The sequence below is a fragment of the Clostridium sp. J1101437_171009_A5 genome (assembly GCF_015547905.1).
Lineage (GTDB): Bacteria > Bacillota > Clostridia > Oscillospirales > Oscillospiraceae > Pseudoflavonifractor_A > Pseudoflavonifractor_A gallinarum.
Map to the genome: position 1 here is coordinate 590,495 of NZ_JADMVY010000001.1, position 26,767 is coordinate 617,261.

26 protein-coding genes are annotated in these 26,767 nt (G+C 63.6%); 1 reads left to right on the top strand and 25 read right to left on the bottom strand.

The window, feature by feature from the left end:
* The 12 genes from nadD to I2C21_RS03105 all read right to left on the bottom strand — a co-directional run bounded on the left by nadD (nucleotide 1) and on the right by I2C21_RS03105 (nucleotide 10,670).
* On the bottom strand, nucleotides 1–1,200 hold the full coding sequence (gene nadD / locus I2C21_RS03050; RefSeq protein ID WP_101694017.1) for a nicotinate (nicotinamide) nucleotide adenylyltransferase: 1,200 nt from the start codon (nucleotides 1,198–1,200) through the stop codon (nucleotides 1–3).
* Nucleotides 1,201–1,241: 41 nt separating this feature from the next.
* Nucleotides 1,242–1,565 carry a ribosome assembly RNA-binding protein YhbY gene (gene yhbY, locus I2C21_RS03055; protein ID WP_101693732.1) on the bottom strand — a complete coding sequence of 108 codons (324 nt, stop codon included), beginning with the start codon at nucleotides 1,563–1,565 and terminating at the stop codon, nucleotides 1,242–1,244.
* A 31-nt stretch (nucleotides 1,566–1,596) separates the two neighbouring features.
* Nucleotides 1,597–2,187 carry an RdgB/HAM1 family non-canonical purine NTP pyrophosphatase gene (gene rdgB, locus I2C21_RS03060; protein WP_186962908.1) on the bottom strand — a complete coding sequence of 197 codons (591 nt, stop codon included), beginning with the start codon at nucleotides 2,185–2,187 and terminating at the stop codon, nucleotides 1,597–1,599.
* Nucleotide 2,188: 1 nt separating this feature from the next.
* Nucleotides 2,189–2,908: a ribonuclease PH gene (rph, locus tag I2C21_RS03065; RefSeq protein WP_101693734.1), complete on the bottom strand. Its 720-nt coding sequence runs from the start codon at nucleotides 2,906–2,908 to the stop codon at nucleotides 2,189–2,191.
* 59 nt (nucleotides 2,909–2,967) lie between these two features.
* Complete coding sequence (ftsY, locus tag I2C21_RS03070) at nucleotides 2,968–3,876, bottom strand: signal recognition particle-docking protein FtsY (RefSeq protein WP_101693735.1); 909 nt, start codon at nucleotides 3,874–3,876, stop codon at nucleotides 2,968–2,970.
* Nucleotides 3,877–3,894: 18 nt separating this feature from the next.
* A complete protein-coding gene (locus I2C21_RS03075) occupies nucleotides 3,895–4,158 on the bottom strand; it encodes a hypothetical protein (RefSeq protein ID WP_101693736.1) in 264 nt (87 codons plus the stop codon).
* Nucleotides 4,159–4,214: 56 nt separating this feature from the next.
* Entirely contained in the window at nucleotides 4,215–7,784 is a 3,570-nt protein-coding gene (gene smc, locus I2C21_RS03080; protein ID WP_207730560.1) for a chromosome segregation protein SMC, read from the bottom strand.
* Nucleotides 7,785–7,926: 142 nt separating this feature from the next.
* Nucleotides 7,927–8,601, bottom strand: coding sequence for a ribonuclease III (gene rnc / locus I2C21_RS03085; protein WP_101693738.1), 675 nt, complete (start codon nucleotides 8,599–8,601; stop codon nucleotides 7,927–7,929).
* Between the two features lie 77 nt (nucleotides 8,602–8,678).
* Nucleotides 8,679–8,909, bottom strand: a complete 231-nt coding sequence (locus I2C21_RS03090) for an acyl carrier protein (RefSeq protein ID WP_101693739.1) — start codon at nucleotides 8,907–8,909, stop codon at nucleotides 8,679–8,681.
* A 135-nt stretch (nucleotides 8,910–9,044) separates the two neighbouring features.
* The gene (gene plsX, locus I2C21_RS03095) at nucleotides 9,045–10,085 is read right to left on the bottom strand and encodes a phosphate acyltransferase PlsX (RefSeq protein ID WP_193536227.1); all 1,041 of its coding nucleotides are present in this window, start codon (nucleotides 10,083–10,085) and stop codon (nucleotides 9,045–9,047) included.
* 41 nt (nucleotides 10,086–10,126) lie between these two features.
* On the bottom strand, nucleotides 10,127–10,357 hold the full coding sequence (locus tag I2C21_RS03100) for a helix-turn-helix domain-containing protein (RefSeq protein ID WP_186962911.1): 231 nt from the start codon (nucleotides 10,355–10,357) through the stop codon (nucleotides 10,127–10,129).
* Nucleotides 10,358–10,439: 82 nt separating this feature from the next.
* Entirely contained in the window at nucleotides 10,440–10,670 is a 231-nt protein-coding gene (locus I2C21_RS03105) for a helix-turn-helix domain-containing protein (protein ID WP_101693742.1), read from the bottom strand.
* 88 nt (nucleotides 10,671–10,758) lie between these two features.
* Between I2C21_RS03105 and I2C21_RS03110 the strand changes: the two genes are divergently transcribed.
* Nucleotides 10,759–10,971 carry a hypothetical protein gene (locus tag I2C21_RS03110; RefSeq protein WP_101693743.1) on the top strand — a complete coding sequence of 71 codons (213 nt, stop codon included), beginning with the start codon at nucleotides 10,759–10,761 and terminating at the stop codon, nucleotides 10,969–10,971.
* A gap of 7 nt (nucleotides 10,972–10,978) precedes the next feature.
* On the opposite strand, the gene trmFO is transcribed toward I2C21_RS03110, so the two are convergent.
* The 13 genes from trmFO to ftsE form a co-directional block, all read right to left on the bottom strand.
* Nucleotides 10,979–12,289: a methylenetetrahydrofolate--tRNA-(uracil(54)-C(5))-methyltransferase (FADH(2)-oxidizing) TrmFO gene (trmFO, locus tag I2C21_RS03115; RefSeq protein ID WP_101693744.1), complete on the bottom strand. Its 1,311-nt coding sequence runs from the start codon at nucleotides 12,287–12,289 to the stop codon at nucleotides 10,979–10,981.
* A gap of 9 nt (nucleotides 12,290–12,298) precedes the next feature.
* Entirely contained in the window at nucleotides 12,299–14,638 is a 2,340-nt protein-coding gene (gene topA / locus I2C21_RS03120) for a type I DNA topoisomerase (protein WP_195278457.1), read from the bottom strand.
* A gap of 185 nt (nucleotides 14,639–14,823) precedes the next feature.
* Nucleotides 14,824–16,056, bottom strand: a complete 1,233-nt coding sequence (gene dprA / locus I2C21_RS03125; RefSeq protein WP_195278458.1) for a DNA-processing protein DprA — start codon at nucleotides 16,054–16,056, stop codon at nucleotides 14,824–14,826.
* Nucleotides 16,057–16,118: 62 nt separating this feature from the next.
* Nucleotides 16,119–16,883, bottom strand: coding sequence for a TrmH family RNA methyltransferase (locus tag I2C21_RS03130; protein WP_195278459.1), 765 nt, complete (start codon nucleotides 16,881–16,883; stop codon nucleotides 16,119–16,121).
* 11 nt (nucleotides 16,884–16,894) lie between these two features.
* On the bottom strand, nucleotides 16,895–17,545 hold the full coding sequence (locus tag I2C21_RS03135) for a potassium channel family protein (RefSeq protein ID WP_101693748.1): 651 nt from the start codon (nucleotides 17,543–17,545) through the stop codon (nucleotides 16,895–16,897).
* Nucleotides 17,546–17,561: 16 nt separating this feature from the next.
* Nucleotides 17,562–18,938: a TrkH family potassium uptake protein gene (locus I2C21_RS03140; RefSeq protein WP_252192603.1), complete on the bottom strand. Its 1,377-nt coding sequence runs from the start codon at nucleotides 18,936–18,938 to the stop codon at nucleotides 17,562–17,564.
* A 261-nt stretch (nucleotides 18,939–19,199) separates the two neighbouring features.
* Complete coding sequence (gene lysS, locus I2C21_RS03145) at nucleotides 19,200–21,140, bottom strand: lysine--tRNA ligase (RefSeq protein WP_186962916.1); 1,941 nt, start codon at nucleotides 21,138–21,140, stop codon at nucleotides 19,200–19,202.
* Nucleotides 21,141–21,160: 20 nt separating this feature from the next.
* Entirely contained in the window at nucleotides 21,161–21,640 is a 480-nt protein-coding gene (gene greA, locus I2C21_RS03150) for a transcription elongation factor GreA (RefSeq protein ID WP_101693853.1), read from the bottom strand.
* Between the two features lie 114 nt (nucleotides 21,641–21,754).
* The gene (locus I2C21_RS03155) at nucleotides 21,755–22,477 is read right to left on the bottom strand and encodes a hypothetical protein (RefSeq protein WP_195278460.1); all 723 of its coding nucleotides are present in this window, start codon (nucleotides 22,475–22,477) and stop codon (nucleotides 21,755–21,757) included.
* A gap of 40 nt (nucleotides 22,478–22,517) precedes the next feature.
* Nucleotides 22,518–23,702: a S41 family peptidase gene (locus I2C21_RS03160; RefSeq protein ID WP_195278461.1), complete on the bottom strand. Its 1,185-nt coding sequence runs from the start codon at nucleotides 23,700–23,702 to the stop codon at nucleotides 22,518–22,520.
* A 79-nt stretch (nucleotides 23,703–23,781) separates the two neighbouring features.
* A complete protein-coding gene (locus I2C21_RS03165) occupies nucleotides 23,782–25,050 on the bottom strand; it encodes a murein hydrolase activator EnvC family protein (protein ID WP_235964156.1) in 1,269 nt (422 codons plus the stop codon).
* Between the two features lie 19 nt (nucleotides 25,051–25,069).
* Nucleotides 25,070–25,957, bottom strand: coding sequence for a permease-like cell division protein FtsX (gene ftsX / locus I2C21_RS03170; protein WP_193536212.1), 888 nt, complete (start codon nucleotides 25,955–25,957; stop codon nucleotides 25,070–25,072).
* Entirely contained in the window at nucleotides 25,944–26,633 is a 690-nt protein-coding gene (gene ftsE, locus I2C21_RS03175) for a cell division ATP-binding protein FtsE (RefSeq protein ID WP_101693859.1), read from the bottom strand. The genes ftsX and ftsE overlap by 14 nt, the downstream gene beginning before the upstream one ends.
* Nucleotides 26,634–26,767 lie beyond the last annotated feature (134 nt).

Genomic DNA, 26,767 nt, shown 5'->3' on the forward strand with positions numbered 1-26,767 from the left:
CTAGTCTCGCTTTCTGTTCCGCAACCAATCATAGGCCTCCTGGGTACGGAAGTGGACGGGCTGTCCCCGCTCCTCCATATCCTGGATGCTCATTTCACACCCCAGGAGCACCGCGGCGTCCAGGTCGCTGTAAGCCAGCTCCCTTAGCCGCTCCACTCCCTCAAAATCCCGGTTTGGCTCCATATAGTCAGCCACATAGAGGATCTTCTCCAGCAGGGTCATATTCCCCTTGCCGGTGGTGTGCCAGTAGATGGCGTCATACACCTCCTGCGGCATGCCGAAGACCTCCCGGGCGATGGCCGCGCCGGTCTTGGAGTGGAGCAGCTTGACCGCGCGCCGCTCCAATTCGTCCAAAACGATACCATATTTCGCGCATAAATGCAACTGCTCGTCCAACTCCAAATATTTCGTGCAGTCATGGAGGATGCCCGCTTTGCGGGCCAGCTCCGCATCCGCGCCCCAGTGGAGGGCCAGGCGCACCGCCTCCTCCTCCGTCCCGCGGATGTGCCGGATCCGCTTGGCCCGTACCATGGAATAGGAGCAGGCCCGCAGCTGCTCGTCGGTGAGCCTGGTCAGATCCGCGTGGGTGCCGTACAGCCCGTGCATCAGGATATAGCCGTACACGGCGGGACACAGATAGGTCCCCCCCTCCCCCCGGGCCAGCATACCCCGCAGCTCGGTGGAGGAGACCTCCACGATCTCGGGCAGCTGCACGGTGCACACCCGCGCGCCGTAGGTGTCGTGGAGATACTTGCTCTGGATCTCCAGCATCTCCCCGCAGTCAGACTGGGTGCGGGCAAAGGCCGCCACCCCCGCGTAGCGCAGGATGACCTCCGGCTCGTGCCAGTTTTGGAGGGTGAGGAACATATCGGTCCCCATGAGGAACCACAGCTCATCCTCCGGATAGCGCTCGTGGAGCGCCCGGATGGTGTCGGAGGAGTAGCTCTTCCCCGTCCGGTGGAGCTCCAGGTCGTCCACCTCCACCTGTCCGGGGCGCAGGAGATTGTCCGCCATCAATTCGGTCATGGCAAGACGTTCCGCCGCAGGGGGCGTCCCCTCCGGCAGCGTCTTATGGGGCGGGAGGGCCGCCGGGACAAAGAGCAGCTTGTCCAGGCCCAGGGCGTCCATGGCGAAGCGGGCCGCTGCCATATGGCCCAGATGTGGCGGATTGAAGGTTCCTCCGTAAATACCGATTTTCATCATACCGCACCCTTTCCGCGCCGGGATTCCGGCCTAATTGTTTATCCCCGCTTTTTGGTGTCCTTCACCAGCACGATGGGATTTTTCAGATCCTTGCGGTGGCTCTTCCGGTAGAGGACAAATTTGGTACCGATGACCTGCACCACCTCGGCCCGGGCCTTGACGGCCAGCTCCTCGGCGGCCTCCCGGGGGGAGAGCATGGAGTTCTCCAGCACCCGGCCCTTGATGAGCTCCCGGGCCTCCAGGGCGTCGTTGACCTGCTTGAGCAGGTTCTCCCCGATGCCGTCCTTGCCCACCTGTACGATGGTGTCGATGCTGTTGGCCAGGCCCCGAAGCTGGGCCCGCTGCTTGCTTGTCAGATCCAATGTTCTATCTCCTTTGTATTTGATTTGTTGTTCAGCCTTCCAGGTAGGCCTTGAGCTTCTCGCCAAAGGCCTCCAGCGCCCTGCCCCGGTGGGAGATGGCGTTCTTCTCCTCCGCCGTCAGCTCGGCGAAGGTCTTTTTCCGCTCGGGCAGGAAGAAAATGGGGTCATAGCCGAAGCCGTCGCTCCCCTTGGGGGCATAGGCCAGGGTGCCCGGGCACTCGCCCCGGGCCTCCACCCGGTCCCCGTTGGGGAAGCAGCAGCAGATGGCCGAGACGAACCGGCACCGCCGGTCCAGCTGGCCCCGCATGTTCTCCAGCAGGAGCCGGTAGCGGCCCACGTCGTCCAGCCCCGGCCCGCCGTACCGGGCGGAGTAGACCCCGGGAGCGCCGTTCAGGGCGTCCACGCACAGGCCCGAGTCGTCGGCCACGGCGGGGAGACCGCTGGCCTCCATCACCGCATGGGCTTTGAGGAAGGCGTTCTCCTCAAAGGTAGTGCCGGTCTCCTCCACGTCCACGTCGATGCCCACCTGGGACTCCAGCACCACCTCGATCCCCTGGGCGGAGAGGATGGCCTGCAATTCCAGGAGCTTTTTGGGGTTCTTGCTGGCTAATACCATTTTCATCTCACAGCACCCCCACGATGTCGGCCTGGAGCTTCTGGAGCTCCTGAATGCCCTTGCCGCACAGGTCCACCAGGGCGCGCTGCTCCTCGATGGTGAAGGGGCGGCCCTCGCCGGTGCCCTGGATCTCGATGAGGCGGCCGCTGCCGTCCATGACGCAGTTCAGGTCCACCTGGGCGGAGGAGTCCTCCTCATAGCACAGGTCCAGCAGGGGGGTGTCCCCCACGATCCCGGCCGAGACCGCCGCCACATAGCCCCGCAGGGGCATCTGCTCCAGCACGCCCTCCTCCATCAGCTTCCGGCAGGCCAGGGCCAGGGCCACAAATCCGCCGGTGACCGAGGCGGTACGGGTGCCGCCGTCTCCCTGGAGCACATCGCAGTCCACGGTGATGGAGCGCTCGCCCAGGGCCTTGCGGTCCACCACGGCCCGGAGCGCCCGGCCGATGAGCCGCTGGATCTCCGCCGAACGGGGAGAGAGCTTGAGCTTGGCGATGTCCCGCTTGGAGCGCTCCCGGTTGGCCCGGGGGAGCATGGAGTACTCCGCGGTCACCCAACCCTCCCCCTCGGGGACGTGGGGCGGGGTGCGGTCCTCCACACTGGCGGTGCACAGCACATGGGTGTTGCCGCAGCGGATCAGGCAGGAGCCCTCCGCAAACCGGTTGATGCCGGGAATGATCTCCACCGGTCGGAGCTGGTCCGGGCGGCGGCCGTCGATTCTTTCCATGGTATAAAACCTCCTGACTGTGGGCCGCCGGGGCGGCCGTTTGTTCCGAATGGTCCCTTTTATACGAATGCCTTCACAAACTCGGCGGGCTCAAAGGGCATCAGGTCGTCGATGCCCTCGCCCACGCCGATGAACTTGACGGGCACGCCCAGCTCCTGGGCGATGGCGATGACGATACCGCCCTTGGCCGAGCCGTCCAGCTTGGTGAGGACGATGCCGGTGATCCCGGCGGCCTCCTTGAACTGCTTGGCCTGGATGAGCCCGTTCTGCCCGGTGGTGGCGTCCAGCACCAGCAGGGTCTCCCGGTCGGCGCCCGGCAGCTCCCGGTCCAGAATGCGGCTGATCTTGTTGAGCTCGTTCATCAGATTCTGCTTGTTGTGGAGCCGGCCGGCGGTGTCCACCAGCACCACGTCGGTTCCTCTGGCCTTGGCCGCCGAGAGGGCGTCAAAGACCACTGCCGCCGGGTCGGCCCCCTCGTGCTGGCGGACGATGTCCACCCCGCAGCGCTGGGACCAGATCTCCAGCTGGTCGGCAGCGGCCGCCCGGAAGGTGTCGGCGGCGGCCATGAGTACCCGCCGGCCCTCTCCCTTCAGGTGGGCCGAGAGCTTGCCGATGGTGGTGGTCTTGCCCACGCCGTTCACCCCGATGAACAGGGCCACCGACGGCTTGGTATCCAGCTTGAGGGAGAGGTCCCCCACCTCCAAAAACTCCGTGAGGATGGCGCGCAGGCACTCCCGGCCCTCCTCGGCGTTCTTGATCTTCTCCGCTTTGGCCCGGCGGCGCAGCTCCTCCACCGCCTTCATGGCGGTCTCCACTCCCATGTCGGAGAGGATGAGGGTCTCCTCCAGCTCATCATAGAAGTCATCGTCCAGCTCCCCTGCAAAGAGCTGGTCGAAGGAGTGGCCGATGTTGGAGATATTCTCCTTTGTGCGGGTCAGGCCCGCCTTGATCTTATCAAAAAAGCCCATATCCTTCTGTTCCTTTCGTTAATTCAGTTCCTTGTGGCATTTCGGGCACATCTTGGGCATACGCATCAGCCAGTCGGTCACCCGCAGCCGGTCCCCGCAGTGGGGACAGCGGCACCACTTGAAGTGCACCACAAAGCCGGCTGCCGCCAGCACCACCGCCAGTCCCACCAGTCCCCAGAACAGGATCTGGGAGCGGGTGGCAAAGTAGCCGCCCAGCATGACGATGAAGACCGCCAGCACGGTCAGCCGGTTGGAGTATTTCCAGGCTTTCTTATAATCCATCTCTTGTTTCCTCTCTCTTTCTTATCGGTTGCGTTCCGCGGTAGGTCCTGTGGAATTTACTCGATGCCCAGCTCCCGCTCCACATCGTTGAGGTTGATGGTCAGCATCCGGCTCACGCCCCGCTCCTGCATGGTCACACCGTAGAGCACATCGGCCTCTTCCATGGTGCCCCGGCGGTGGGTGATGACGATAAACTGGGTCTTGTTGGACACGCTGCGCAGATAGCGGGCAAAGCGGGTCACATTGGCGTCGTCCAGCGCCGCCTCGATCTCGTCCATGACGCAGAAGGGGGTGGGCCGGACCTTCAAAATGGCAAAATAGAGGGCGATGGCCACAAAGGCCTTCTCCCCGCCCGAGAGGAGGGAGAGCACCTTCAGCGCCTTGCCCGGCGGCTGGACCCGGATCTCGATGCCGCAGTTGAGGATGTCCGACGCGTCCTCCAGCTCCAGGGCCGCCTGACCGCCGCCGAAGAGCTCCCGGAAGGTGGTCTGAAAGGCCTCGTTGAGCAGGACGAACTGCTCCCCGAAGAGGCGCTTCATCTCGGCGGTGATGCCCGCGATGATCCCGGCCAGATCCGCCTTGGCCTTTTCCACGTCGTCCCGCTGCTCGGTCAGATAGGTGTACCGCTCGTTTACCCGCTCGAACTCCTCGATGGCGTCCAGATTGATGTTCCCCAGCCCCGCGATACCCCGCTTGAGCTCGGCCACCCGGCGCTGGGCCTGGGCGGTGCTCTCCAGGGGCACCCGCTGCTGGAGGGCCGCCTGGTGGGTGAGCTCGTAGCTCTCCCAGAGCTTGTCCAAAAGGCCCTTTTCCTCCATAGCGTGGGCCTGTTTCTTCTGCTCCAGGCCCGCGGCCGTGCGCTCCAGCTGAAGGAGCTGGGCGTTTTTCTCCCGGCTGTCCCGGTCGGCCCGGTTGCGCCTGGCCTCCAGCTCCAGCTTCTCCTGGTTGAGCCGGAGGATGTCGGCCTCGGCGGCCTCCTTCTCCTCCCGGATGGTCTGGAGGGCGGCCTCCTTCTCCCGGATCTCGGCCTCCATAGCCTCGTTCTGTCCGGCATATTCCCGCAGGCGCTCGGCCTGCTGCTCCCGGTCTCCGGCCAACTCCTTCCGCAGGGCCTCCAGCTCCCGGAGGCTGCCCTCGGTGGTCTCCCGCTCAGCCTCCAGTCCGGCCAGGCGCCGGTGGAGGGCGTCCATCGCCGTGCGGATCTCCTCCGCCCGCTGCCGGACGGCGGCCTGTCCCGCCTCTTTTCCGGCCGCCTCGGAGCGCAGGGCCTCAGCCGCGCCCTCCAGCGTCTCGATGCGTGAGCGGGCCTGGGCGGTGTCCGCCTCGGTCTGTTCCTGCCGCCGGAGCAGCTGGGCCAGTTCTTCCTTTCGCTCGTCCAGACGGGCGTGCAGCTCGCCCAGGCGTTCTTTCTGGCGCTCCGCCCGCTCCTCCAGCTGGAGGATGCGGTCCTCATGCCGGCGCAGCTCCCCCCGGGCGCTCTCCAGTTCATAGCGCCCGGCGGTGGCCTCCCGCTCGGTCTCGGACTGCCGCGCCTTGGCCTCTTCCAGGGCGGCGGCAAGTTCCTGCTCCTGGGCGGAGAGCTGCTGCAGCTCGTTGGAACGGCTCAGGATCCCCGCCGAACGGCTCACCGAGCCGCCCGTCATGGAGCCGCCCGGATTGAGCACCTGTCCGTCCAGGGTGACGATCTTAAAGCGGTGGCCGTAGGCGCCGGCGATGGCCACGGCGGCGTCCAGATCCTCCGCGATCACCGTGCGCCCCAGCAGGTTGGCACAGATCTTTCCATAGGCCGCCTCGCACTCCACCAGAGCGTCCCCCATGCCCACAAAGCCGGGGGACTGCTCCACCCCGCTCTCCCGGAAGGGGACGGGACGGATGGTGTCCATGGGCAGGAATGTGGCCCGGCCGCCCTCCCGGCGTTTCAGCCACTGGATGGCCGCCTTTCCGTGCTCCTCCCGCTCCACCACCAGGTGCTGCATGGCGCCGCCCAGGGCGGTCTCGATGGCCACGGCATAGGGGGCCGGCACCCGGATGAGGCTGGCCACCGGACCCCGTACGCCCTTCAGGCGGCCCCGCTCGGCCTCCCCCATCACCAGCTTGACCGCTCTGGAATAGCCCTCATAGGACCGCTCCAACTCGGTGAGCATGTGGATGCGGGAGCGGAGGGTGTGGTCCTCCAGCTCCAGCGCGCGCTCGCGCTCCCGGGCGGCGGCGGCCTTCTTCTCCCGGGCCTCCACCCGCAGCACATGGCCCTGGATGATGTTTTCCAGGGCGTCCCGGTCGGACCGGGCGCTCTTCAGGGCCGTATCGTTCTCCCCGGCCTCCTGTTCCAGATTGCCCAGGCTCTCCTCTTCCTCGGCGAGAGCCCGGCGCAGGGTGGATTCCCGGTCCAGCAGCTCCTGGGCAGCCGCCGCCAGGGCGGAGAGGAGGGCACGGGCCTCGGCGGCCGAGGCGCTGTCCAAGCGCTCCTGCTCCCGCAGGGCCTCCAGCTCCGCCGCCAGAGCGCCCGCCTGTCCGGCTGCCGCCCCGGCTTCTTTTTCTTTAGACGCCAATCCCCCGCGAATGGTTTCCCCGTCGCGCAAAATGGCGGTCAGACGCGCCCGGCGGGCCGCGATCTGGGCCGACAGGGCGTCGTCCCGCCCGGTCTGCTGCTCCAGCTCCCGCCGGATGCGCCCCTCGTTTTCCTGATTGTGGGCAATGCCGCTGCGCAGGAGGGCGATGGCGCTCTCTAAGGTGTTGGCCTCGCTCTGTCCCTGCATGACGGCCGCCCGGCGCGCCTCGGCCTCCACCTCCCGGGTCCGCATCTCCCCGGCCAGGGCCTCGGCCTCGGCATAGAGCCGCTCCTGCTCCCGCTGCTCCTCCTCCTTCTGCCGGATGGCCTGCTCGCAGGCGGCGTTGGTCTTGATGGCGGCGGTACGCACCCGGTCCAGCTGCTCCAGCCAGAGGGAGATCTCCAGCCCGCGCATCTCATCCCGCAGGAGCAGGAAGCGCCGGGCCTTCTCCGCCTGCTGGCGGAGGGGCCCCACCTGGAGCTCCAGCTCGTCGATCTTGTCCCGGATGCGCACCAGGTTCTCCTCGGTCCGCTCCAGACGGCGCTCGGCCTCCTCCTTCCGGTGGCGGAAGCGGGAGATGCCCGCGGCCTCCTCAAAGATCTCCCGGCGGTCGGCGCTCTTGACCGAGAGGATCTCGTCGATCTTGCCCTGGCCGATGATGGAGTAGCCCTCCCGCCCCAGTCCGGTGTCCATGAAGAGCTCGTTCACGTCCCGGAGGCGGACCGTGCGGCGGTTGATGTAGTACTCGCTCTCTCCGGAGCGGTAGTAGCGGCGGGTCACCATGACCTCGTCCTCCGGTAGGGAGAGGGCGTGGTCCTGGTTATCCAGCACCAGGCTGACCTCGGCAAAGCCCACCTGACGGCGCTTCTCGGTGCCGCCGAAGATCACGTCCTCCATCTTGCCGCCCCGGAGCGCCCGGGTGGACTGCTCCCCCATCACCCAGCGGATGGCGTCCGACAGATTGGATTTGCCCGAGCCGTTGGGGCCCACGATGGCGGTGATGTCCTCCCCAAAGGTCAGCACGGTCTTATCCGGAAAGGACTTGAACCCCTGGATCTCGAGCGCTTTTAAGTACAAACCGGACACCTCTCAGTCGTCGACCGCCCCTCAGGGCACAAAATCACATGGTAATAAAGTATTATATCAATTTCCCCCTGCCATTGCAAACGCTTTCCCACAAAAAACACGCCGCGGCAGCCCCTCCGCGGCGTGTTTTGGTTTATGGATGCTCCAGATGGCCGATGGCGGCCCGGGCGGCGTTCTGCTCCGCCTCTTTTTTGCTGTGGCCCTCGCCCTGGCCGATGGTGGCGCCGTTCAGGTCCACCTCCACCGTGAAGATCTTGGCGTGGTCGGGCCCGCTGGAGCCGGTCAGACGGTACTGCAGGACCTGGCCGCTCTCCCGCTGCACCAGCTCCTGCAGGGCGGTCTTGTAGTCCCGGTTGCGGGCCTTCTCGCTCTCCCGGTCCAGAATGTATTTCTGGATAATCTTGCGGGCCGAGCCGATGCCGCCGTCCAGGTAGACCGCGGCCAGCACGGCCTCCACCGCGTCGGCCTGGATGGAGGGACGGCGGCGGCCTCCGCCGGCGTTCTCTCCCTTGCCCAGGCGGAGATACTCCCCCAGTCCCCAGGCCTTGGCCACTTCCACCAGGCTCTCCTCGCACACCAGGGCGGCCCGGGTGCGGGTCAGGTCCCCCTCCGGCAGGTCGGGGTGGGTGCGGAACAGATAGTCGGCAGTCACCATGCCCAGCACCGAGTCCCCCAGGAACTCCAGACGCTCATTGCTCTGGCAGCCCTTGAACCGGTTCTCATTGGCATAGGAGCTGTGGGTGAGCGCGTTCTCTAAGAGGGAACGGTCGTGAAAGGTATATCCAAGGGTCTCTTCCAGATGGCGCATGGTGGTTCCTCCTCTTCTCCAGTTCCATACGATTCAAAACGCAAGCCCCGCCGTGGGCGGGGCTTGCAGGCAAACGATCAATCCAGCTTGGTCTGCAGGAAACGAACGAAGTCTCCCACAGTGGTCATGTCGGACAGGTTCTCATCGGCCAGGTCCTCCAGGTTGAAGGCCTCCTCCACCGCCATGGTCAGATCGACCACGTCCACGGAGTCGGCGCCCAGCTCCTCAAAGGAGGTGTCCATGGTGATGTTCTCGGCGTCCACGCCCAGCTGCTCAGACAGCAGAGCCACGATTTTCTCAAAAATCATATCTATCTTCTCCTATCATATCGTTCTGTATTCAGGAACGGTAATTGCACTAAAATAATAGGCAAGATAAGGCAAGCTGTCAATAGGATTTTTGATTTTTTCTCTCACCGTGGGAAAATCGTGGAAAACCCACAATCAGCCCTCTTCCTTTTTCACCTGCACGGGGAGACGCATGTGCTCCACATTCTCGGTGATGTCCTCAATGATGCCCGAGGCGGCAAACTTGGCGGCCTGCCGGATGGCATTCTTGATGGCATAGTCGTCAGAGGAGCCGTGGGCCTTGATGACCGGCTTGGAGATGCCGATGAAGGCGGTGCCGCCCACCTCTCCGGCGTCCAGGATCTTCTTGAAGGAGCGGATGCCGCCCGAGACCAGAAGGGCCGCCAGCTTGGTGATCAGGTTCTTCTTGAACATGGCCTTGAGCTGCTTGGCCAGGAAGCCGCCGGTCCCCTCCATGGTCTTGAGGAAGATGTTGCCCGAGTAGCCGTCGGAGACAATCACGTCCACCGCGCCGTAGACCGCCTCCTTGCCCTCCACGTTGCCGGTGAAGTGGATACGGCCCTGCTCCCCGGCCTCCTGCAGGAGGGCGTAGGTCTTCTGCTGCAGCTCGGTGCCCTTGGAGGGCTCGGCCCCGATGTTCAGGAGGCCCACCCGCGGCTCCGGACGGCCCAGCACCCGCTCGGCATAGTAGGATCCCATGAAGGCGAACTGGAGCAGGTATTCGGGGGTACACTCGGCGGTGGCGCCGCAGTCGATGAGGACGGCCCCGCCGTTTCCGGTGGGCACCACCGGGGCCATGGCCGCCCGGCGAATGCCCTTGATGCGCTTGACGATGAGGGTGGCCGCCGCCAGCAGCGCGCCGGTGCTGCCCGCCGAGACAAAGGCGTCGCCCTTGCCGTCCTTGAGCAGATTGAGCCCCACCGTGAGGGAGGAGTCCTTCTTCTCCCGGAAGGCGGTGGCCGGATTGTCACAGATCTCCACCACCTCGGAGGCATGGACGATCTCCATCCCTGCCGGGGGCTCCTTCATGCCCTCCTCGTTGAGGACCTGGAGGATCTCCTCCCCCCGGCCCACCAGGATGACCTCTACTCCCTGCTCCCGGATGGCAGCCAGTGCACCCTTTACGTTTGAGGCGGGCGCGTTGTCGCCGCCCATGGCGTCTACGATGATCTTCATGACTTTTCCCTCTTCTTTCTGTGTTCTCATCCGGACCGGCCCTATGCCAACGGCCGCGGCTCGTCTGTCAGACCCAACAGGTAGTCGGCAGACACCTCAAAGGTCTTGCAGAGCTTATACAGCCGCTCCATGGAGGTCCCGGCTTTTCCGTTGGCCATGTCGCTGATCTGCGCGGTGGAGACCCCCAGCGCCCGGGCCAGCTCGGCATAGGTCATGTTCCGCCGCTGAATGAGTTCTTTCAGCCGGGCCGAAAAAATAGCGCGCTCAAACATACGCTGCCCCCTCACAGATCAGATACAATCTCATTTTGACTGCATTTGGTCCTGCTTCTGATTGACAGGGTTACTCCTTGTCTCATCTCAATGGCCGTGGCTCATCCGTCAAACCTAAAAGATAATCAGCCGTGACATTGTAATGCGCACAGAGCTGCGCTAATTTTGCAAGGGTCGTAGCACCCCGGCCATTTTCCATTTCTCCGATCTGGTTTGGCTTTACACCCAAAACCTCCGCCAGTTCCCGTTGCGTCTCATGGTTGTGACTGCGCATCTTGCGTAAGCGCAAACCAAATAATTCGTTATGGTACATGGCTCCCCCCTTGACATATCCAATAAAACCGTGTATATTCCAATCATGGTTTTATTGGGGTGATGGTGTGGATAACTTACTCTTTGCCTTGTATGAACTCGCTGCCCGGCTGGACCGGGACGCCGGGGATCTCCCGGACTGCTATGCCCTCCGGGAGCGGCACCTGGGCCGGGTCCGGGAGGAAATGGGCGATCCCTTCTGCGAAAAGCTCCGGGACGCGGCCGACGAGTGCGCCCAGCTGGACGCCGAGGCGGCCTTTCTCCGGGGCCTGCGGCTGGGACTGGCCCTCCACCGGCTGTAAGGGTCGGTTACAGCTCTGCCGGGTCCAGCTTGTCCAGGATCTCCAGCGCCCGGCGGCTCAGCTCGGCATTCTTGTTTCTTTTGCCCTTGACCTTATAGCCCAGGGGCGGGATGATGCCGAAGTTCACGTTCATGGGCTGGAAGTCGCCCACCGTCTCGTTGCTGATGTAGAGGGCCAGCGCCCCCACCGCCGTCTCCTGGGGAAAGTCCACCGGGGGCTTGCCCTGAAGTCTGCGGGCCAGCTCCACCGCCGCCAGGAAGCCGGAGGCGGTGGACTCCACATATCCCTCCACGCCGGTGATCTGCCCGGCGAAGCACACCCGGGGCTCATGCTTGACCCGGTAATAGCGGTCCAGCATCCGGGGGGAATCCAGGTAGGTGTTCCGGTGCATCACGCCGTAGCGCACGAATTCTGCGCTGCGCAGGGCGGGGATCATGGAAAAGACCCGCCGCTGCTCGGGCCACTTCAGATGGGTCTGGAAGCCCACCAGATTGTAGATGGAGCCCTCGGCGTTGTCCTTGCGCAGCTGCACCACGGCGAAGGGCTCCTTCCCCGTCTTGGGGTCCTTGAGGCCCCGGGGCTTGAGGGGGCCGTAGCAGAGGGTCTGCTTCCCCCGGCGGGCCATGACCTCCACGGGCATACAGCCCTCAAAGACCTGTTTGTCCTCAAAGCCGTGGACCTCGGCCTCCTGGGCGGCGCACAGCTCGGTCCAGAAGGCGTCGTACTCCTCCTCCGTGAGGGGGCAGTTGATATAGTCCGGCGTGCCCTTGTCGTAGCGGGAGGCAAACCACGCCGAGGTCATATCCACGCTCTCAAAGGTGACCAGGGGGGCCGCCGCGTCGTAGAAGTTGAGATAGCGGCTCTCGGGGAAAAAGGCCTTGATGCGCTCGCTCAGGGCCTCGGAGGTGAGGGGCCCGGAGGCCACGATCACATTTCCCTCCGCGGGGATCTCGGTGACCTCCCCCTCCACCACGGTGATGAGGGGGTGCTCCTTCACCGCCCGGGTGATGGCCCCGGAAAAGGCGTGGCGGTCCACCGCCAGGGCGCCGCCCGCCTCCACCCGGTGCTCGTCGGCACAGCGGAGGATGAGGGAGCCCAGGCGGCGCAGCTCCTCCTTGAGCAGGCCCACCGCATTCTCCAGCTGGTCGGAGCGCAGGGAGTTGGAGCACACCAGCTCTCCAAAGTCGTCCGAGTGGTGGGCGGGGGTCTTTTTCCGGGGCTTCATCTCATGCAGCTCCACCGGAATGCCCCGCTGGGCCAGCTGCCACGCGGCCTCACATCCGGCCAGGCCCGCGCCGATCACGATAACAGGTTCCATGTGTTCTCCTTACGCTTCCTCTGTCTTCTTGGCCGTCTTCTTCGCGGTGGTCTTTTTGGCCGGCTCCTTCTTGGCGGTGGTCTTCTTGGCCGCCGCTTTTTTGGTGGTCTCGGTCTTTTTGGCCGCGGTTTTCTTGGCCGCCGGCTTTTTCGCGGCGGTCTTCTTGACGGTCTTTTTCTCCTCCTCGGGCGGCACGCCCTCGGCGGGATTGGCGTTTTCCGGGGTCTTCTTCTTATAGCCCCGCTGATCCTCCGGCAGGAAGTTGGGGCACTCGGGATTGATGCAGAAGGGCTTCTTGAAGCCCCGGCCCGACTTCTTGAAGAGGGTGTGTCCGCACTCGGGACAGGTCTCCTTGACCGGCACATCCCAGGTCATGAAGTCGCAGCGCTTGCTCTCATCCTTGTTGGTGTTGTTCTCACAGCCGTAGTAGGCATAGCCCCGCTTGGAGGTCTTTTTCAAAATCTTGCCGCCGCACTTGGGGCACTTGCCCGGCATCTCGATGACGATGGGCTGGGTGTGGGGGCACTCGGGCCAGCCGGGGCAGGCCAGGAAGCGGCCGAAGCGGCCGGACTTAAAGACCAGATTGCGCCCGCACAGGGGGCAGATGACATCGGACACCTCGTCGGGCACCTTGATGCGCTCAGTGTCCTGCTCGGCGGCCTGGAGCTCCCGCTCAAAGTCCCCGTAGAAGCCGGAGAGGATGTCCTTCCAGTTCTCCTTCCCCTCTTCCACCTCGTCCAGCAGCTCCTCCATCCGGGCGGTGAAGGCGGTGTCCACGATGTCGGGAAACTTCTCCTTCATCAGGTCGTTGACCACCTCGCCCAGGGGGGTGGTGCGCAGGTTCTTCCCCTCCTTCACCACATACTCCCGGTCCAGGATGGTGGAGATGGTGGGGGCGTAGGTGGAGGGACGGCCGATCCCCTTCTCCTCCAGGGCCTTGATGAGGGTGGCCTCGGTGTAGCGGCTGGGGGGCTGGGTGAAGTGCTGTCCCGGCTCGCTCTTGAGGAGCTTGAGGGCCTCCCCCTCCCGCAGGTCGGGCAGGGGGGACTGGCGGAGGACCTCCTCGTCCTCGTCCTTGCCCTCCACATAGACGGCGGTATAGCCGGAGAACTTGAGGGCCGAGTGGTTGGCACGGAAGCGGTAGCCGGCGCTCTCCACCTCGATGGTGACGCTGTCATAGACGGCGGGGGCCATCTGGCAGGCCAAGAAGCGGCTCCAGATCAGCTTGTAGAGCCGGTACTGCTCGCTGGTCAGGTCCTTCTTGAGCTGCTCGGGGGTCAGGTTCACGTCGGAGGGACGGATGGCCTCGTGGGCGTCCTGGGCCCCGGACTTGGTCTTGAACACCCGGGGCTTTCCGGGGTAGTAGTCGGCCCCGTAGCGGCCCTGGATAAAGTTTTTGGCGGCCTCCGTGGCCTCGTCCGAGAGGCGCAGGGAGTCGGTACGCATATAGGTGATGAGGCCGATGGTCCCCTCGCCCTCGATGTCCACGCCCTCGTAGAGCTGCTGGGCGATGGACATGGTGCGCCGGGGGGTCATGTTCAGCTTGCGGCTGGCCTCCTGCTGTAGGGTGGAGGTGGTGAAGGGGGGCGCGGGATTGCGCTGCTTATCCTGCCGCTTGACCCCCTGGACGGTAAAGGAGTCGGCCTGAACGGCGGAGACCACCGCCTGGACCTCCTCCTCGCTGTGCAGGTCCATCTTCTTCTCCCGGCCGTAGAAGGAGGCCCGGAACTGGCCCAGGTTGGGGGCGATGCGCTCCAGGTCCACATCCAGGGACCAGTACTCCTCGGGCACGAAGGCCTTGATCTCGGCCTCCCGCTCGGCCACCAGGCGGGTGGCCACCGACTGGACTCGTCCGGCGCTCAGGCCCCGGCGGATCTTCTTCCACAGCAGGGGGGAGATCTGGTAGCCCACGATGCGGTCCAGCACTCTTCTGGCCTGCTGGGCGTCCACCAGATTCTGGTCGATAGCCCGGGGGGCGGCGATGGCCTCGTTGACCACCTTCTTGGTGATCTCGTTAAAGGTGACCCGGTAGGTCTTGTCGTCGGGGATCCCCAGCAGCTCCTTGAGGTGCCAGGAGATGGCCTCGCCCTCCCGGTCCGGGTCGGTGGCCAGAAAGACTTTTTCGCTCTTCTTGGCCGTCTTCTGCAGGTCGTCGATGACCTCTTCCTTGCCCTTGATGGGCTGATAATCCAGCGTGAAGCCGTGTTCCACGTCCACGCCCAGCTTGCTCTTGGGAAGATCGCGCACATGTCCCATGGACGCCTTCACCTGATAGCCGGGACCCAGGTATTTTCCGATGGTCTTGGCCTTGGCGGGGGACTCCACGATCACAAGATTCGATTTCGCCACAATAGTACCTCCAATTGGGTCTCTCCGTCTCTGTTCCGGAGGCCCTTCTCTCGTCCGCGCCTGGGCGGACCAACTGCGCCCTCTGGTGGGCGTCAGAGCGGATCTGATCATCGGCAAACCACCGCGCTCCGGGTTTGGTTTGCCGATGTTCAGGTACGCCCTTGGGCGGGAGATCCCGCCGGTGCTCAGTCCTTCTCCCGCAGCAGGATCAGGGCTTCAAAGAAATTGCCCGGCCGCTGGGCCAGGATGCCCCGCATGGTCAGCATGGTGAGGCTGGCCAGCACCCCGCTGGCCGGGAGGCCGGTGCGCTCCACCAGGTCGTCCGGCCGCAGCCGCTCCTCCCCCAGGGCCAGGAGGATGGCCTTCTCCTCCGCCGTAAACTCTCCGGTCTGCTCTTGAAAGGTACTATAAGCCCTTCCTTCCGAGTTGTCAACCGCCTGGGGGACCGGCTCCGGCCCTTTGGGGCGGGGATGCTGGGGAGCCTCTTGCGCTCCAGGTTCCCTTTTCTCCCGCTTTCGCGGTGGGCCGGGCCGCAGGCGGGCCGAATAGAGTCCCTCGTACTCCACCAGGATGTCAGCGGCCGACTGGATGAGCTTGGCCTCCCCCCGCTGGATGAGGAGATTGGTCCCCTGACTGCCGGGATTTCCCGCTAGCCCCGGAAAGGCAAAGACGTCCCGGTTCTGGTCCAGCGCGGTGCGGGCGGTGATGAGGGTGCCGCTCTTCACGCTGGCCTCCACTGCCGCCACGCCCAGGCTCAGACCGCTGATGATGCGGTTGCGGATGGGGTAGTGCCACCCCTCGGTGGCGGTCCCCGGCGGATACTCGCTGATGAGGGTGCCCACCTGGGGCACCACCCGGTAGAGGTCCGCGCTGGAGGATGGATAGACCACGTCGATCCCGCCGCCCAGCACCGAGCACACGGTCCCTCCGGCCCGGATAGCACTGCGCAGGGCGGCGGCGTCCACTCCCTGGGCCACGCCTGAGACCACCACCGCGCCCCGGCGGGCCAGGTCCCGGCCCAGCTCCGCCGCCTTCTCGATCCCGTAGGGGCTGGCCCGGCGGGAGCCCACCACGCCGATGACCACCCGCTCGTCAAAGGGGAGGTTCTTCCCCTTCACGTAGAGAAGGGCGGGCGGCGCGTCGATCTGGCGCAGACGCTCCGGGTAGGCGGCGTCCTGTATGGTCAGGATCCGGATGTTCCGCCGGGCGCAGTCCTCCAGGATGCGCTCCGGCCAGTCCATCTCCTTGTGGCAGAGCTCCTCCCGGAGCTTAGAGGGCAGACCCAGCAGCTCATACTCCGCCCGGTCGGCCACATAGACCTGTTCGGCCCCGCCCAGACGCTCGGCCAGGGCGGCCGCCTCCCCCGGCCGGATGGAGGGCCGGGTGGTGAGCCACAGCCAATACTTCAGCACAGACATGGAATTTCTCCCTCTCTTTCTCTACCGGGATCTCACTCCGTCTATCCGTTCTTCCCTTTTGTTCAGTGGCCGCGGGCCATCTCCCAGAGCACCACGGTGGCAGCTGCCGCCGCGTTGAGGGACTCACACCGCTCCCGCATGGGGATGCGGATGGTCTTTTCACACCGGGCCAGGGCCTCCTGGGAGATGCCCCTGCCCTCGCTGCCGATGACTACGGCCGCCCGCTCCAGAGGCAGCTCCCGCACATCGGCCGTATCCTCCCGCAGGGCGGTGGCGTACAGGGGGATCTCCGCCGCCTCCAGCCGGGGACACAGGTGATCCAGATCGGTCTCCCACACCGGGAGACGGAAGCAGGCCCCCATGGTGGAGCGGACCGTCTTGGGCGAAAAGGGGTCGGCGCAGCGGGGCAGCAGAACCACTCCCGCAGCTCCCAGCGCATCGGCGGTGCGCCAGATGGTGCCCACGTTCCCCGGGTCCTGGAGTCCGTCCAGCACCAGATACCCGCCCGGCGCCATGGTCTCAGGCAGCGCCGTCTCCGGTCTGCGGCACACGGCCAGGACGCCCTGGGGGGTCTCCACGGTGGAGAGGCTCTCAAAGAGTCCCTCAGGCACCTCCACCAGACGGATCTCCTGGGGCAGGTCCTCGGGGGGAGTCTTTCCCCGGGCGTAGACCAGGGTCTCCACCCCGGCGCTCCAGCGCAGGGCCTCCCCCACCAGTTTTTCGCCCTCGCAGAGGTACTGTCTCTGGCTCCGGCGGTACTTCCCCTCCGCCCCCAGCTTGCGGATGTGGACGGCCAGCGGATTCTGCCGGCTGGTAATCGATTCCATCTTCATCTTCCTTACAGGCTATGCAGCAGGTTGATATACTCGGTACGGCCCAGCACCACGATCCGTCCGCCCTGGACCAGCCGGTAGTCGCCGCCGGGGGCCACGTCCAGCACGCCCTCCGGGCCGCGCACCGCGATGACGTTGACATGGTGCTTGGCACGGATGTCCAGCTCCCGGATGCTCTTGCCCATCCACACCTTGGGCACCGCCAGCTCCACGATGCTGAAGTCGTCGGAGAGCTCGATAAAGTTGAGCACGTTGGAGCTGGAGAGGCCCTGGGCCAGCTTCAGTCCCATCTCATGCTCAGGGAAGATCACCCGGTCGGCTCCGATCTTCTCCAGTACCTTCCGATGTACATGGCTCTGGGCCTTGCACACCACCTGCTTGACCCCCACTTCCTTCAGATTGAGGGTGATGAGGGCGCTGTTTCCCACGTCGTTGCCGGTGGCCACGATGGCGCAGTCATAGTTGCGCACGCCCAGCGCCCGCAGGACCGCCGCGTCTCTGGCGTCTCCGGTGACGGCGTGGGTCACCAGATCCACCACCTTCTGCACCTTCTCCGGGTCGGCGTCGATGGCCAGCACCTCATGGCCCAGCGTGCACAGCTCGGTGGCCACAGCGTTTCCAAATCGGCCCAGACCGATGACAACAAATGTTTTCATGCAATCCCCTTCTTTTTTATCCGATCATAATGTCCACATTGGGATACTGGATCTTGGCCAGTTTTTTACGCCGGGTCAGGAATGCGATGGAGAACGAAAGCACGCCCACACGGCCCAGATACATAAACAGGACAAGCACTGCCTGGGAAAAACGGGAGAGATGCGCGGTGATGCCGGTGGTCAGGCCCACCGTACCCAGTGCCGACGCCACCTCAAAGGCGCAGTCGATGTAGGGCAGGCTCTCCACCGAGGAGAGGATGATGGACCCGGTCAGAAACAGCGTGATCACCACCAGCGTCAGGGTCATGGCATTGATGACCCGCTGATAGGAGATGGCCCGGCCCCGCAGGGTCACCTGCTCCTTCCCCTTCAGCCCCGCCCGCAGAGCCAGCATGAGCACCGCCAGCGTCACAGTCTTGATACCGCCCGCGGTGGAGCCCGACGAACCGCCCACCAGCATGAGCACCACCGAAATGGCCTTGGTGTTGTCGTGGAGCCCGCCCTGTCCCAGCGCGTCAAAGCCGGCTGTACGCAGGGTGGTGGACTGGAAAAAGGCGTTGAGCAGTTTCTGCCACAGGGGCATGTTCCCCAGCGTGGCGGGATTGTGGTATTCCGCCAGCAGGGTAAAGACGGTGCCGAAGAGCAGCAGTCCCGCCGTCATCACCAGCACCAGCTTGCTGTACAGGGAGAGCTTGCGCCAGCACCGGCTGCGCACCACATCCTCCCAGACGAAAAATCCCAGGCCGCCGATGATGATGAGGGCGGCCGTGGTGAGCAGTATGACCGGGTGATGGTTCGCCCCGATCATACTGGAAAAGGGGCCGTACTCTCCGCCCATCAGATCAAAGCCCGCGTTGCAGAACGCGGAGATGGCGTGGAAGATGCCATGCCAGATCCCCCGGAGCAGTCCAAAGGTTGGAATGAAGCAGATGGAGAGGATCACCGCCCCCACCCCCTCGATCAGAAAGGTGCCCATGAGCGCATGGCGTACCATGCGCACCACACCATCCAGATCGTTGAGGTTGAAGGTGGACACCATGATGAGCCGCTCCGACAGGCCGATGCGGCGGTGGAGCGCAAAGGACACCATGGTGATGAGGGTCATAAAGCCAAGGCCCCCCAGCTGGATCATCATAATGATGATGATCTGCCCAAAGAGGCTCCACTGGACCCAGGTATCCACGGTAATGAGTCCGGTGACGCAGGTGGCTGAGGTGGCGGTAAACAGTGCGTCAAAAAAACCGACGCTCATCCCGCTGCGCGAGGCGATGGGAAGGGTCAGCAGCAGTGCGCCCAGCAGGATGATGCACCCAAAGGATGCTGCCACGATGCGCGTGGGATTCATCCCTCGTTTACTGAGCAGCAGATTGCGTGCGCGAATGGTAATACTCATAATATCTGATCGGCCTTTCTCTCCCGGTCCGGCACAGCCTGGACCGTACTGGCCTGTCCACACACACCGACAGGCCGCTTTGGTCGCGGTATGGGAGCATGTCCTGCTCCCATACCGACGAAAGGCCGCGCCCGGGACCAGGCACGGCCTCCAGAATCTCTGAATCAGTCCAGATGTTTCATGGTGGGAAGTACTCCTATGCGTATGTGATCGTCATTCGTTTCCATCCCCCGTCGTTTCAGAGACCGGATCATCGCGCCCTTAATAGAGCTTCGCGCCCGCCGGAATGTGCGGATCCACCATCAGGCAGTGGAGCTTCTCCACGCCCTCCTCATGATGGACCGCGGAGATGATCATGCCGCAGGAGTCGATCCCCATCATCTTCCGGGGCGGAAGGTTCGTGATGGCGATGAGGGTCTTGCCCAGCAGCTCCTCCGGCTCATAGGTGTCGTGGATGCCGCTCAGGATCACCCGGTCGGTGCCGGTGCCGTCGTCCAGAACGAACTTCAGCAGCTTCTTGCTCTTGGGCACAGCGGTGCAGTCCTTGACCTTGACGGCCCGGAAGTCGGACTTGGCAAAGGTCTCAAAGTCCACGAAATCCTGGAAGAGGGGCTCGATCTCCACCTTGGAGAAATCGATCTTCTCGTCGGTGACCACCACCGGCTCGGCCCGCTTCTCGGCCTTGGCGGAGGTGTCCTTCTTATCCAGGGGCTTCATGGTGGGGAAGAGGATGACGTCCCGGATGGAATCGCTGTTGGTCAGCAGCATCACGCAGCGGTCGATGCCGATGCCCAGGCCGCCCGTGGGGGGCAGACCGTACTCCAGGGCGGTGATATAGTCTTCATCCATCATGCCGGCCTCATCGTCGCCCTTGGCGCGCAGCTCGACCTGCTTCTGGAAGCGGCCGCGCTGGTCAATGGGATCGTTGAGCTCGGAGAAGGCGTTGCCCATCTCACTGTGGCAGATGAACAGCTCAAAGCGCTCGGTGAGGCGGGGGTCCTTGGGGGAGCGCTTGGCCAGGGGGGAGACGTCCACGGGATGCATGGTGATAAAGGTGGGCTGGATCAGCTTCTCCTCCACCTTCTGGTCAAAGCACTCGTAGAGGGCGTTGCCCCAGGTGGGATCGGCCGTCTCGGGCAGCTCCACACCGATGGACTTGGCCATGGCCACCGCCTCGGCGTCGTCGGAGACCGCCATAAAGTCAAGGCCCGTGTACTTCTTGACCGCCTCGGCCATGGTCAGGCGGGGCCAGCCGGGCGCCAGGCAGATCTTCTCTCCCTGCCACTCCACATCGTAGGTGCCCAGGATCTTGTCCGCGGCGGAGGAGAGCAGGTCCTCAAAGAGGTCCATCATATCGTTGAAGTCGGCATAGGCCTCATAGAGCTCCACCGTGGTGAACTCGGGGTTGTGCTTGGGGTCCATGCCCTCGTTGCGGAAGATGCGGCCGATCTCATACACCCGCTCCATGCCGCCCACCACCAGGCGCTTGAGGGGCAGCTCGGTGGCGATGCGCATGTACATGTCGATGTCCAGGGTGTTGTGATGGGTAATGAAGGGACGGGCCGTGGCGCCGCCGGAGATGGTGTTGAGCACGGGGGTCTCCACTTCCATATAGCCCCGGTTGTCCAGGAAGCTGCGCACATGCTGAATGAACTTGGAGCGGATGACAAAGGCCCGGCGCACCTCGGGATTCATGATGAGGTCCACATAGCGCTGACGGTACCGGGTCTCCCGGTCGGTCAGACCGTGGAACTTCTCCGGCAGGGGCAGCAGGGACTTGGAGAGCAGGGTGACCGAGTGGGCCTTCACGGAGATCTCGCCCCGCTTGGTGCGGAACACTTCGCCCTCCACGCCCACGATGTCGCCGATATCCACCTTCTTGAACTTGGCAAAGGCCTCCTCGCCCAGCTCGTCGATGCGGACATAGATCTGGATGCGGCCCTGTCCGTCCTGCAGGTCGCAGAACACGGCCTTGCCCATGCCGCGCTTGGACATGAGACGTCCGGCGATGGCCTTGATCTGGCCCTCCATCGCCTCAAAATTCTCCCGGATCTCGGTGCTGTGGGCAGTTACCGGAAAGCGGGTCTGCTGGAAGGGATCCTCGCCGGCGTCCTGGAGCTCCTTGAGCTTGGCGCGCCGGATCTGAAGCAGCTCAGACAGAGAGGGCTCCTCCTGCTGGGGATTCTTCTTCTCTTCACTCATGCGTCTGTTCTTCCTCTCTTTTATGCCTTCTGAATGTTCAGGATCTTATAGTACAGGGTGCCGGCGGGGGCCTCCACCTCCACCTCGTCGCCCACGGCCTTGCCCAGCAGCGCCTTGCCGAAGGGGGAGTCCTCAGAGATCAGGCCGTTCATGGGGTCGGCCTCCTGAGAGCCCACCACCTCATACTGGACCTCTTCCTCAAACTCCTTGTCCAGCACCGTGATGCGGCTGCCCAGCCGGACCATGGTGGTGTCGTCGCTGTGCTCGTCCTCAATGACGATGCAGTTGGCCAGGATGTTCTCCACCTCCGCAATGCGGGAGTAGAGCTTGCCCTGCTCGTTTTTCGCCTCGTCGTACTCGCTGTTCTCGGACAGGTCGCCGAAGGAGCGGGCCTCCTTGATCTGATCGGCCACTTCCTTCTCACGCACCGTCTTGAGATAATTGAGCTCCTCTTTCAGCTTTTCAAAGCGCTCGGGGCTCAGCTTATATTCTTTTGCCATTGCCGTGCACACCTTTCTTTTCGCCGGAAATATGAGAAATGAGCCGTCTCCGGCTCGCAATCCTCCAGACTATCATTTTGTGTTTATACATTATATGTAGTTTGTCCGGTCCTGTCAAGTCATTTGCGCCGCCGCACTGGAAGATATTTCTATGTCCTCCAGCGCAAGCCGCCCCTCTTCCCAGAGCAGCGCCGCAAAGGCTCGTACCTCCACTTCGTCCGGTACCGGACGCATGGGATGGAGTTCCAGTCCGCCCAGGGAAAGCCCGGGGGCGCACAGCACCAGATCCTCCGGTCCGGTCTCCCCCTCCGGCGGCGTGAACCAGAGGCGCACCTGGGCGCCCCTTCCGTTCTCCAGCACCGGGATGCCGTACTCCCGCTCCAGCCACTGGGCCAGCTCCCGTCCCTCCTCGCCCGCCCGGATCACCAGACGGCGGACCCGGGGGACCAGGGTGCAGGCCGCGTCAAAGAGGCTCCGGTCCACCCGGCTGCCCAGAAGGACCACCGTGGCCCCGGTCTCCGGGACCCCGTGCTCCGCCAGGTAGGTCCCCGCCAGCCGGGCGGCCAGGGCTTGGCAGAGCCCGCCGGGGTCCACTGCCTGCAAGCCGCTCTCGTGCAAAAGGTCCCAGAGCGGGAAGCCCGGCGGCGTGAGGCAGCGGCGGCAGCCCGCTTTCCGCAGGAGCTGCGCGCCCCGCTTCACCCGCCGGTTCCGGGCCGCGGGGGAGAGCGCGGCGGGCGCGGGTATACCGGCACGGCATACCCGCAGTCCTTCTAGGCGCACCTCTTCCACGGTACTTCTCCAGCCCCGCCGCTCTTCCAGGACCATCCAACCGATCATACCCTCACCTCAGAGGGAGGGTATGCAGCAAAATCTCATCTTATGCCGCGATCCCCAGCAGCTCCAGAGCCGCCTGGAACTGCTCGTCTTCCGCCAGAGGCAGCACCCCGGCCGTGAACTCGGCCTGATCCTCCTCGGAAAGGGCGATCTCCCGGTCCAGGTGCAGTCCGGTTCCGATGAGGCTCACACCGTTGCCGGTAAAATACTCGGCGGTGGAGATCCCCAGAGCGCCCCCGTTGAGCAGGGGAAAGAGCTGCTGGGAGTATCCCTTTCCGCTGGTGGGGGTCCCGATCACCACGGCCGCCCCCTCCTCCTGGAGCTCGGCGGCAAAGATCTCCGCCGCGCTGTATGTATTCTCATTGACCAGTACCGCCATGGGGAGGTCCACACATGCCGCGTCCGATTCATAGATCTTTTCCGCGCCGGTGTGGCTGCGGGTCTGGAAGATGGGGCCCTCCGGCAGCAGGAAATCCAGCATGGGAATGAGCTCATCCAGATAGCCGCCCCCGTTGTCCCGCATATCAAAGACCAGCGCGGTGGCCCCCTGGCTTTGAAGGTCGGTGACGGCCTCCTTCACCCGGTCGGCGCTTCCCGCAAAGAAGTTGGAGAGCTTGACATAGCCCACGCCGTTCTCCAGGTACTCGTAGGAGACCGGGTCGGTCTGGATGCTCTTGCGCACCAGCTCCACCTCCCGACGGTTCCCATCGAAGCCCTGGACGGTGAGACGGACGGTGCTCCCCTCTTCTCCCGCGATGCGGTCGGGGGCCTCATACCGCGCCTCTCCGGCAATATCCTCGCCGTCCACCGCGGTGATGATCTCGCCCTCGACCAGCCCCGCCTCTTCGGCTGAGCCGCCCGGCACCACGGCGCGGATGGTCAGTCCCGCTTCGCTGGTGTAGTCCACGGTGACGCCGATGCCCACATAGACATTGGCCCGGCGCTCCTGCTCGGCCTGGTATGCCTCCTCGTCCAGATAATAGGACCAGCGGTCTCCCAGGCCCTCGATCATGCCGGACAGGGCCTGATCGGTCACCTCCTCCGTCTTCTCCCCCACGAACTGGGTCTTGACCAGCGTGATCCCCTGGAGCAGGGAGAGTCCATCCCGTCCCAGCACCAGCCATACCGCGCATCCCAGCACGATCAGCGTCACCACCAGCGTGGCCGCAGCCGTACCGATGAGAGCGCCCACGCCAAAGCGTTTTTTCTGCTTTCTTCTTTCTTCCATAGCGGACCTCCTTGCCAGATGAAACAGAGGGGAGCGCGGATCCCGCGCTCCCCTCCTTCGTGCTCTATTCTATGACAGCTTACCAGTTATATGCGCGTACAAACGAGTTATACAGTCCCGGGAAGCACTTCTCCGGGTCGGTCCGGGTGTAGTTGACCCGGATCTCCAGATGCAGATGGTTTCCGGTGGAGGAACCCGTGGTCCCCACATAGCCGATGACCTGTCCCTGGCTCACCATCTGTCCCTCGGACACCGCCCGGCTGCTCATGTGGGCATAGAGGGTGGAGTTGCCGTTGCCGTGGTCGATGACCACATAGTTTCCGTAGGAACTGTGATAGGCCGACGTGACCACCTGTCCGCCCTTGCAGGCCTTGATGGCCGTGCCGCCGGGCGCCGGAATGTCGATGCCGGTGTGGCTCTGGGGCCGATGGGTGATGGGATGGATCCGGTAGCCAAAGGCAGAAGTGAGCTTATAGTAGCCGGGCAGGGGCCACAGATAGTCGCCGCCCGGGTCCAGAACGATGTTGTTCTGCTTACGCTCTTCCTCCAGCTTCTTCTGCTTGGCCACGATCTCCTTCTGGATCTCAGCGGCCGCTGCGCTCTCAGCCTCCAGCTGACGGTTGACCTCAGCGGCGTCGGCGTTGATCTGATCCAGCAGTGCCTGGGCCTCGGCCACCTTCTGCTTCTGCTCGGCCTTTTTGGCCTCCTGCTCCGCTTTCTTGGCCTCCTGCTCGGCGCGTGCCGTCTCCAGATCGGCCTTGAGGATCTCGATCTGCTTACGGGTGGCCACCAGCTCGTCCATGACGGCCTGGTCATAGCTCATGATCTCATCGACCATGTTGATCCGGTCCAGCAGATCGGTAAAGTCCTCCGCCTGGAAGATGATGGACCAGTAGGAGACATTTCCGCCCTCCTCCATAGCCCGCACCCGCTGGCAGAAGAGCTCGTACTGGGCCTCTTCCCGGGCCACAGCCTCCACCCGCTCGGCTTCCTTCTGGGCGATCTCGCCGTCATAATAGGTGATCTGGTTCTGGATGTTGGTCAGCTCCGTGTTGATGGCCTCCAGCTGCTGCTGAAGGATGTTCCGCTTGGCCTGGGCATCCGCCTGATCGTTCTTAAGGTCGTTCAGCTCCTGCTTGAGCTCCTCCTGGCGGTCTTTGGAGGCCTGCTGCTCCTGCTTGAGCTTGTCGATCTCCGACTGGCTCACTGCGCCGGCCGTGCCGCTGACGATCATGCTGACCATGGGCAGGATCATCAGCGCCGCCATCAGCAGCGCAAGCCCTGCCACCACCACGCGGTGAACGCCCCACTTCTCCTTTTCCGGTTTCTTTCTTGTCTGCTTCGCCATAGACATATTACTCCTTGTATTAAACCTGAAGGAACTTACGGATCGCCATCAAGCTTCCTCCCACACCGATCACAAAACCGGTACCCAGGAAGACGCCCAGCACCATCATGGCCATCTGCTCAAAGGGCAGAATGGTGATGAGCTGCATGGTGTCCGACGCGTTGATGGCCTTTCCGATGAGGGTATACACGCCCCACTGGATGAGGTAGGCCAGCAGCGCGCCCACCAGTCCCAGGATCAATCCCTCAAACACAAAGGGCCAGCGTACAAATCCGTTGGTGGCGCCGCACATCTTCATGATGGCGATCTCCTCCCGGCGGTTGAAGGTGGCCAGCTTGATGGTGTTGGTGATGATGAAGAGAGAGACCAGCAGCAAAATGGCCACCAGAATCACCGCCACGCCGCTTGCCACGTTGCGCACCACGGTGAAGCCCTCCGCAACCTCATAGGCCGCGCTGGTCTCCGCCACGCCGGTGATCCCCTTCACCTGCTCCACCGTCTGTCGGAGCTGGTTGAGATCGTTCACATGGATCCGGAAGCGGTCCCGCAACACTGTATCAGGCAGGCTCTCAAAGAGTTCGGTCTCCTCCTGCTTGGCGGCAAATTCCTCTTTGGCCTGCCCCCGGCTCATAAATTCTGCCGACGCCACATTGGGTACCGCCAGAATCTGTTCCTCCAGGGCACGGGCCTGCTCCTCGGTGTAGGTCTCGTCGATGTAGGCCAGAAACTCATTCTGTTTCTCGAAGTCCCCCAGCATATTGTCCAGGTTGACCGCCACCAGAGAGAAGGAACCCATGATCAGCAGACAGCAGATGATCATACACACCGCCGCAAAGGACATCAGTCCATGGGTAAAGATGCTCTGAAAGCCCTCTACAAAAAAGTAACCAATATTAAATCGTCTCATTGTCGTAATACCCGCCCATTCCGTCGCTGATGATCCGTCCGTTTTCGATGGCGATCACCCGCTTGGCAAAGCGGTTGACCAGCTCCTTCTCATGGGTGACCACCAGCACGGTGGTGCCAAGCTCATTGATCTTCTCCAGCAGCATCATGATCTCCAGTGAGCGCTGGGGGTCCAGGTTTCCCGTGGGCTCGTCCGCGATGATCATGCTGGGATTGTTGACCAGCGCCCGGGCGATGGCCACGCGCTGCTGTTCGCCGCCCGAGAGCTCATCCGGCCGCCGGTCGGCTTTGGTGTCCAATCCCACCAGCTCCAGCACGTAGGCGATGCGCTTCTTGATCTCCCGGGGGGAGGCGCCCACGGCCCGCATGGCAAAGACCAGATTGTCGTAGATGCTCTTCTTCTCGATCAGGCGGAAGTCCTGAAAGATGACGCCCAGAGTCCGGCGCATATAGGGCACCTGTCTGGGCCGGATGGTGTTCAGGTTATAGCCGTTGACCATGAGACGTCCATCGGTGGGGGCCACCTCCGCCGTGATCAGCTTGATGATGGTGGACTTTCCCGAACCGGAGGGCCCGACCAGAAAGACAAATTCCCCGTCGTCAATGCGCATGGAAATGCCCTTCAATGCCTTGGTCCCATTGTCATAGGCCTTATAGATATCGATAAAACGAATCATAACTACCTCTTTTATGTAAAGGAACTGTATAAGAAGAATGCAGAATACAGAGTGCTCCTGTGTTTCTGTATTCTGCATCGTTCCATATCCGGCTCTGCCGGTATTGCCGCGGATCCCGGGCGCTGTCACGCCGC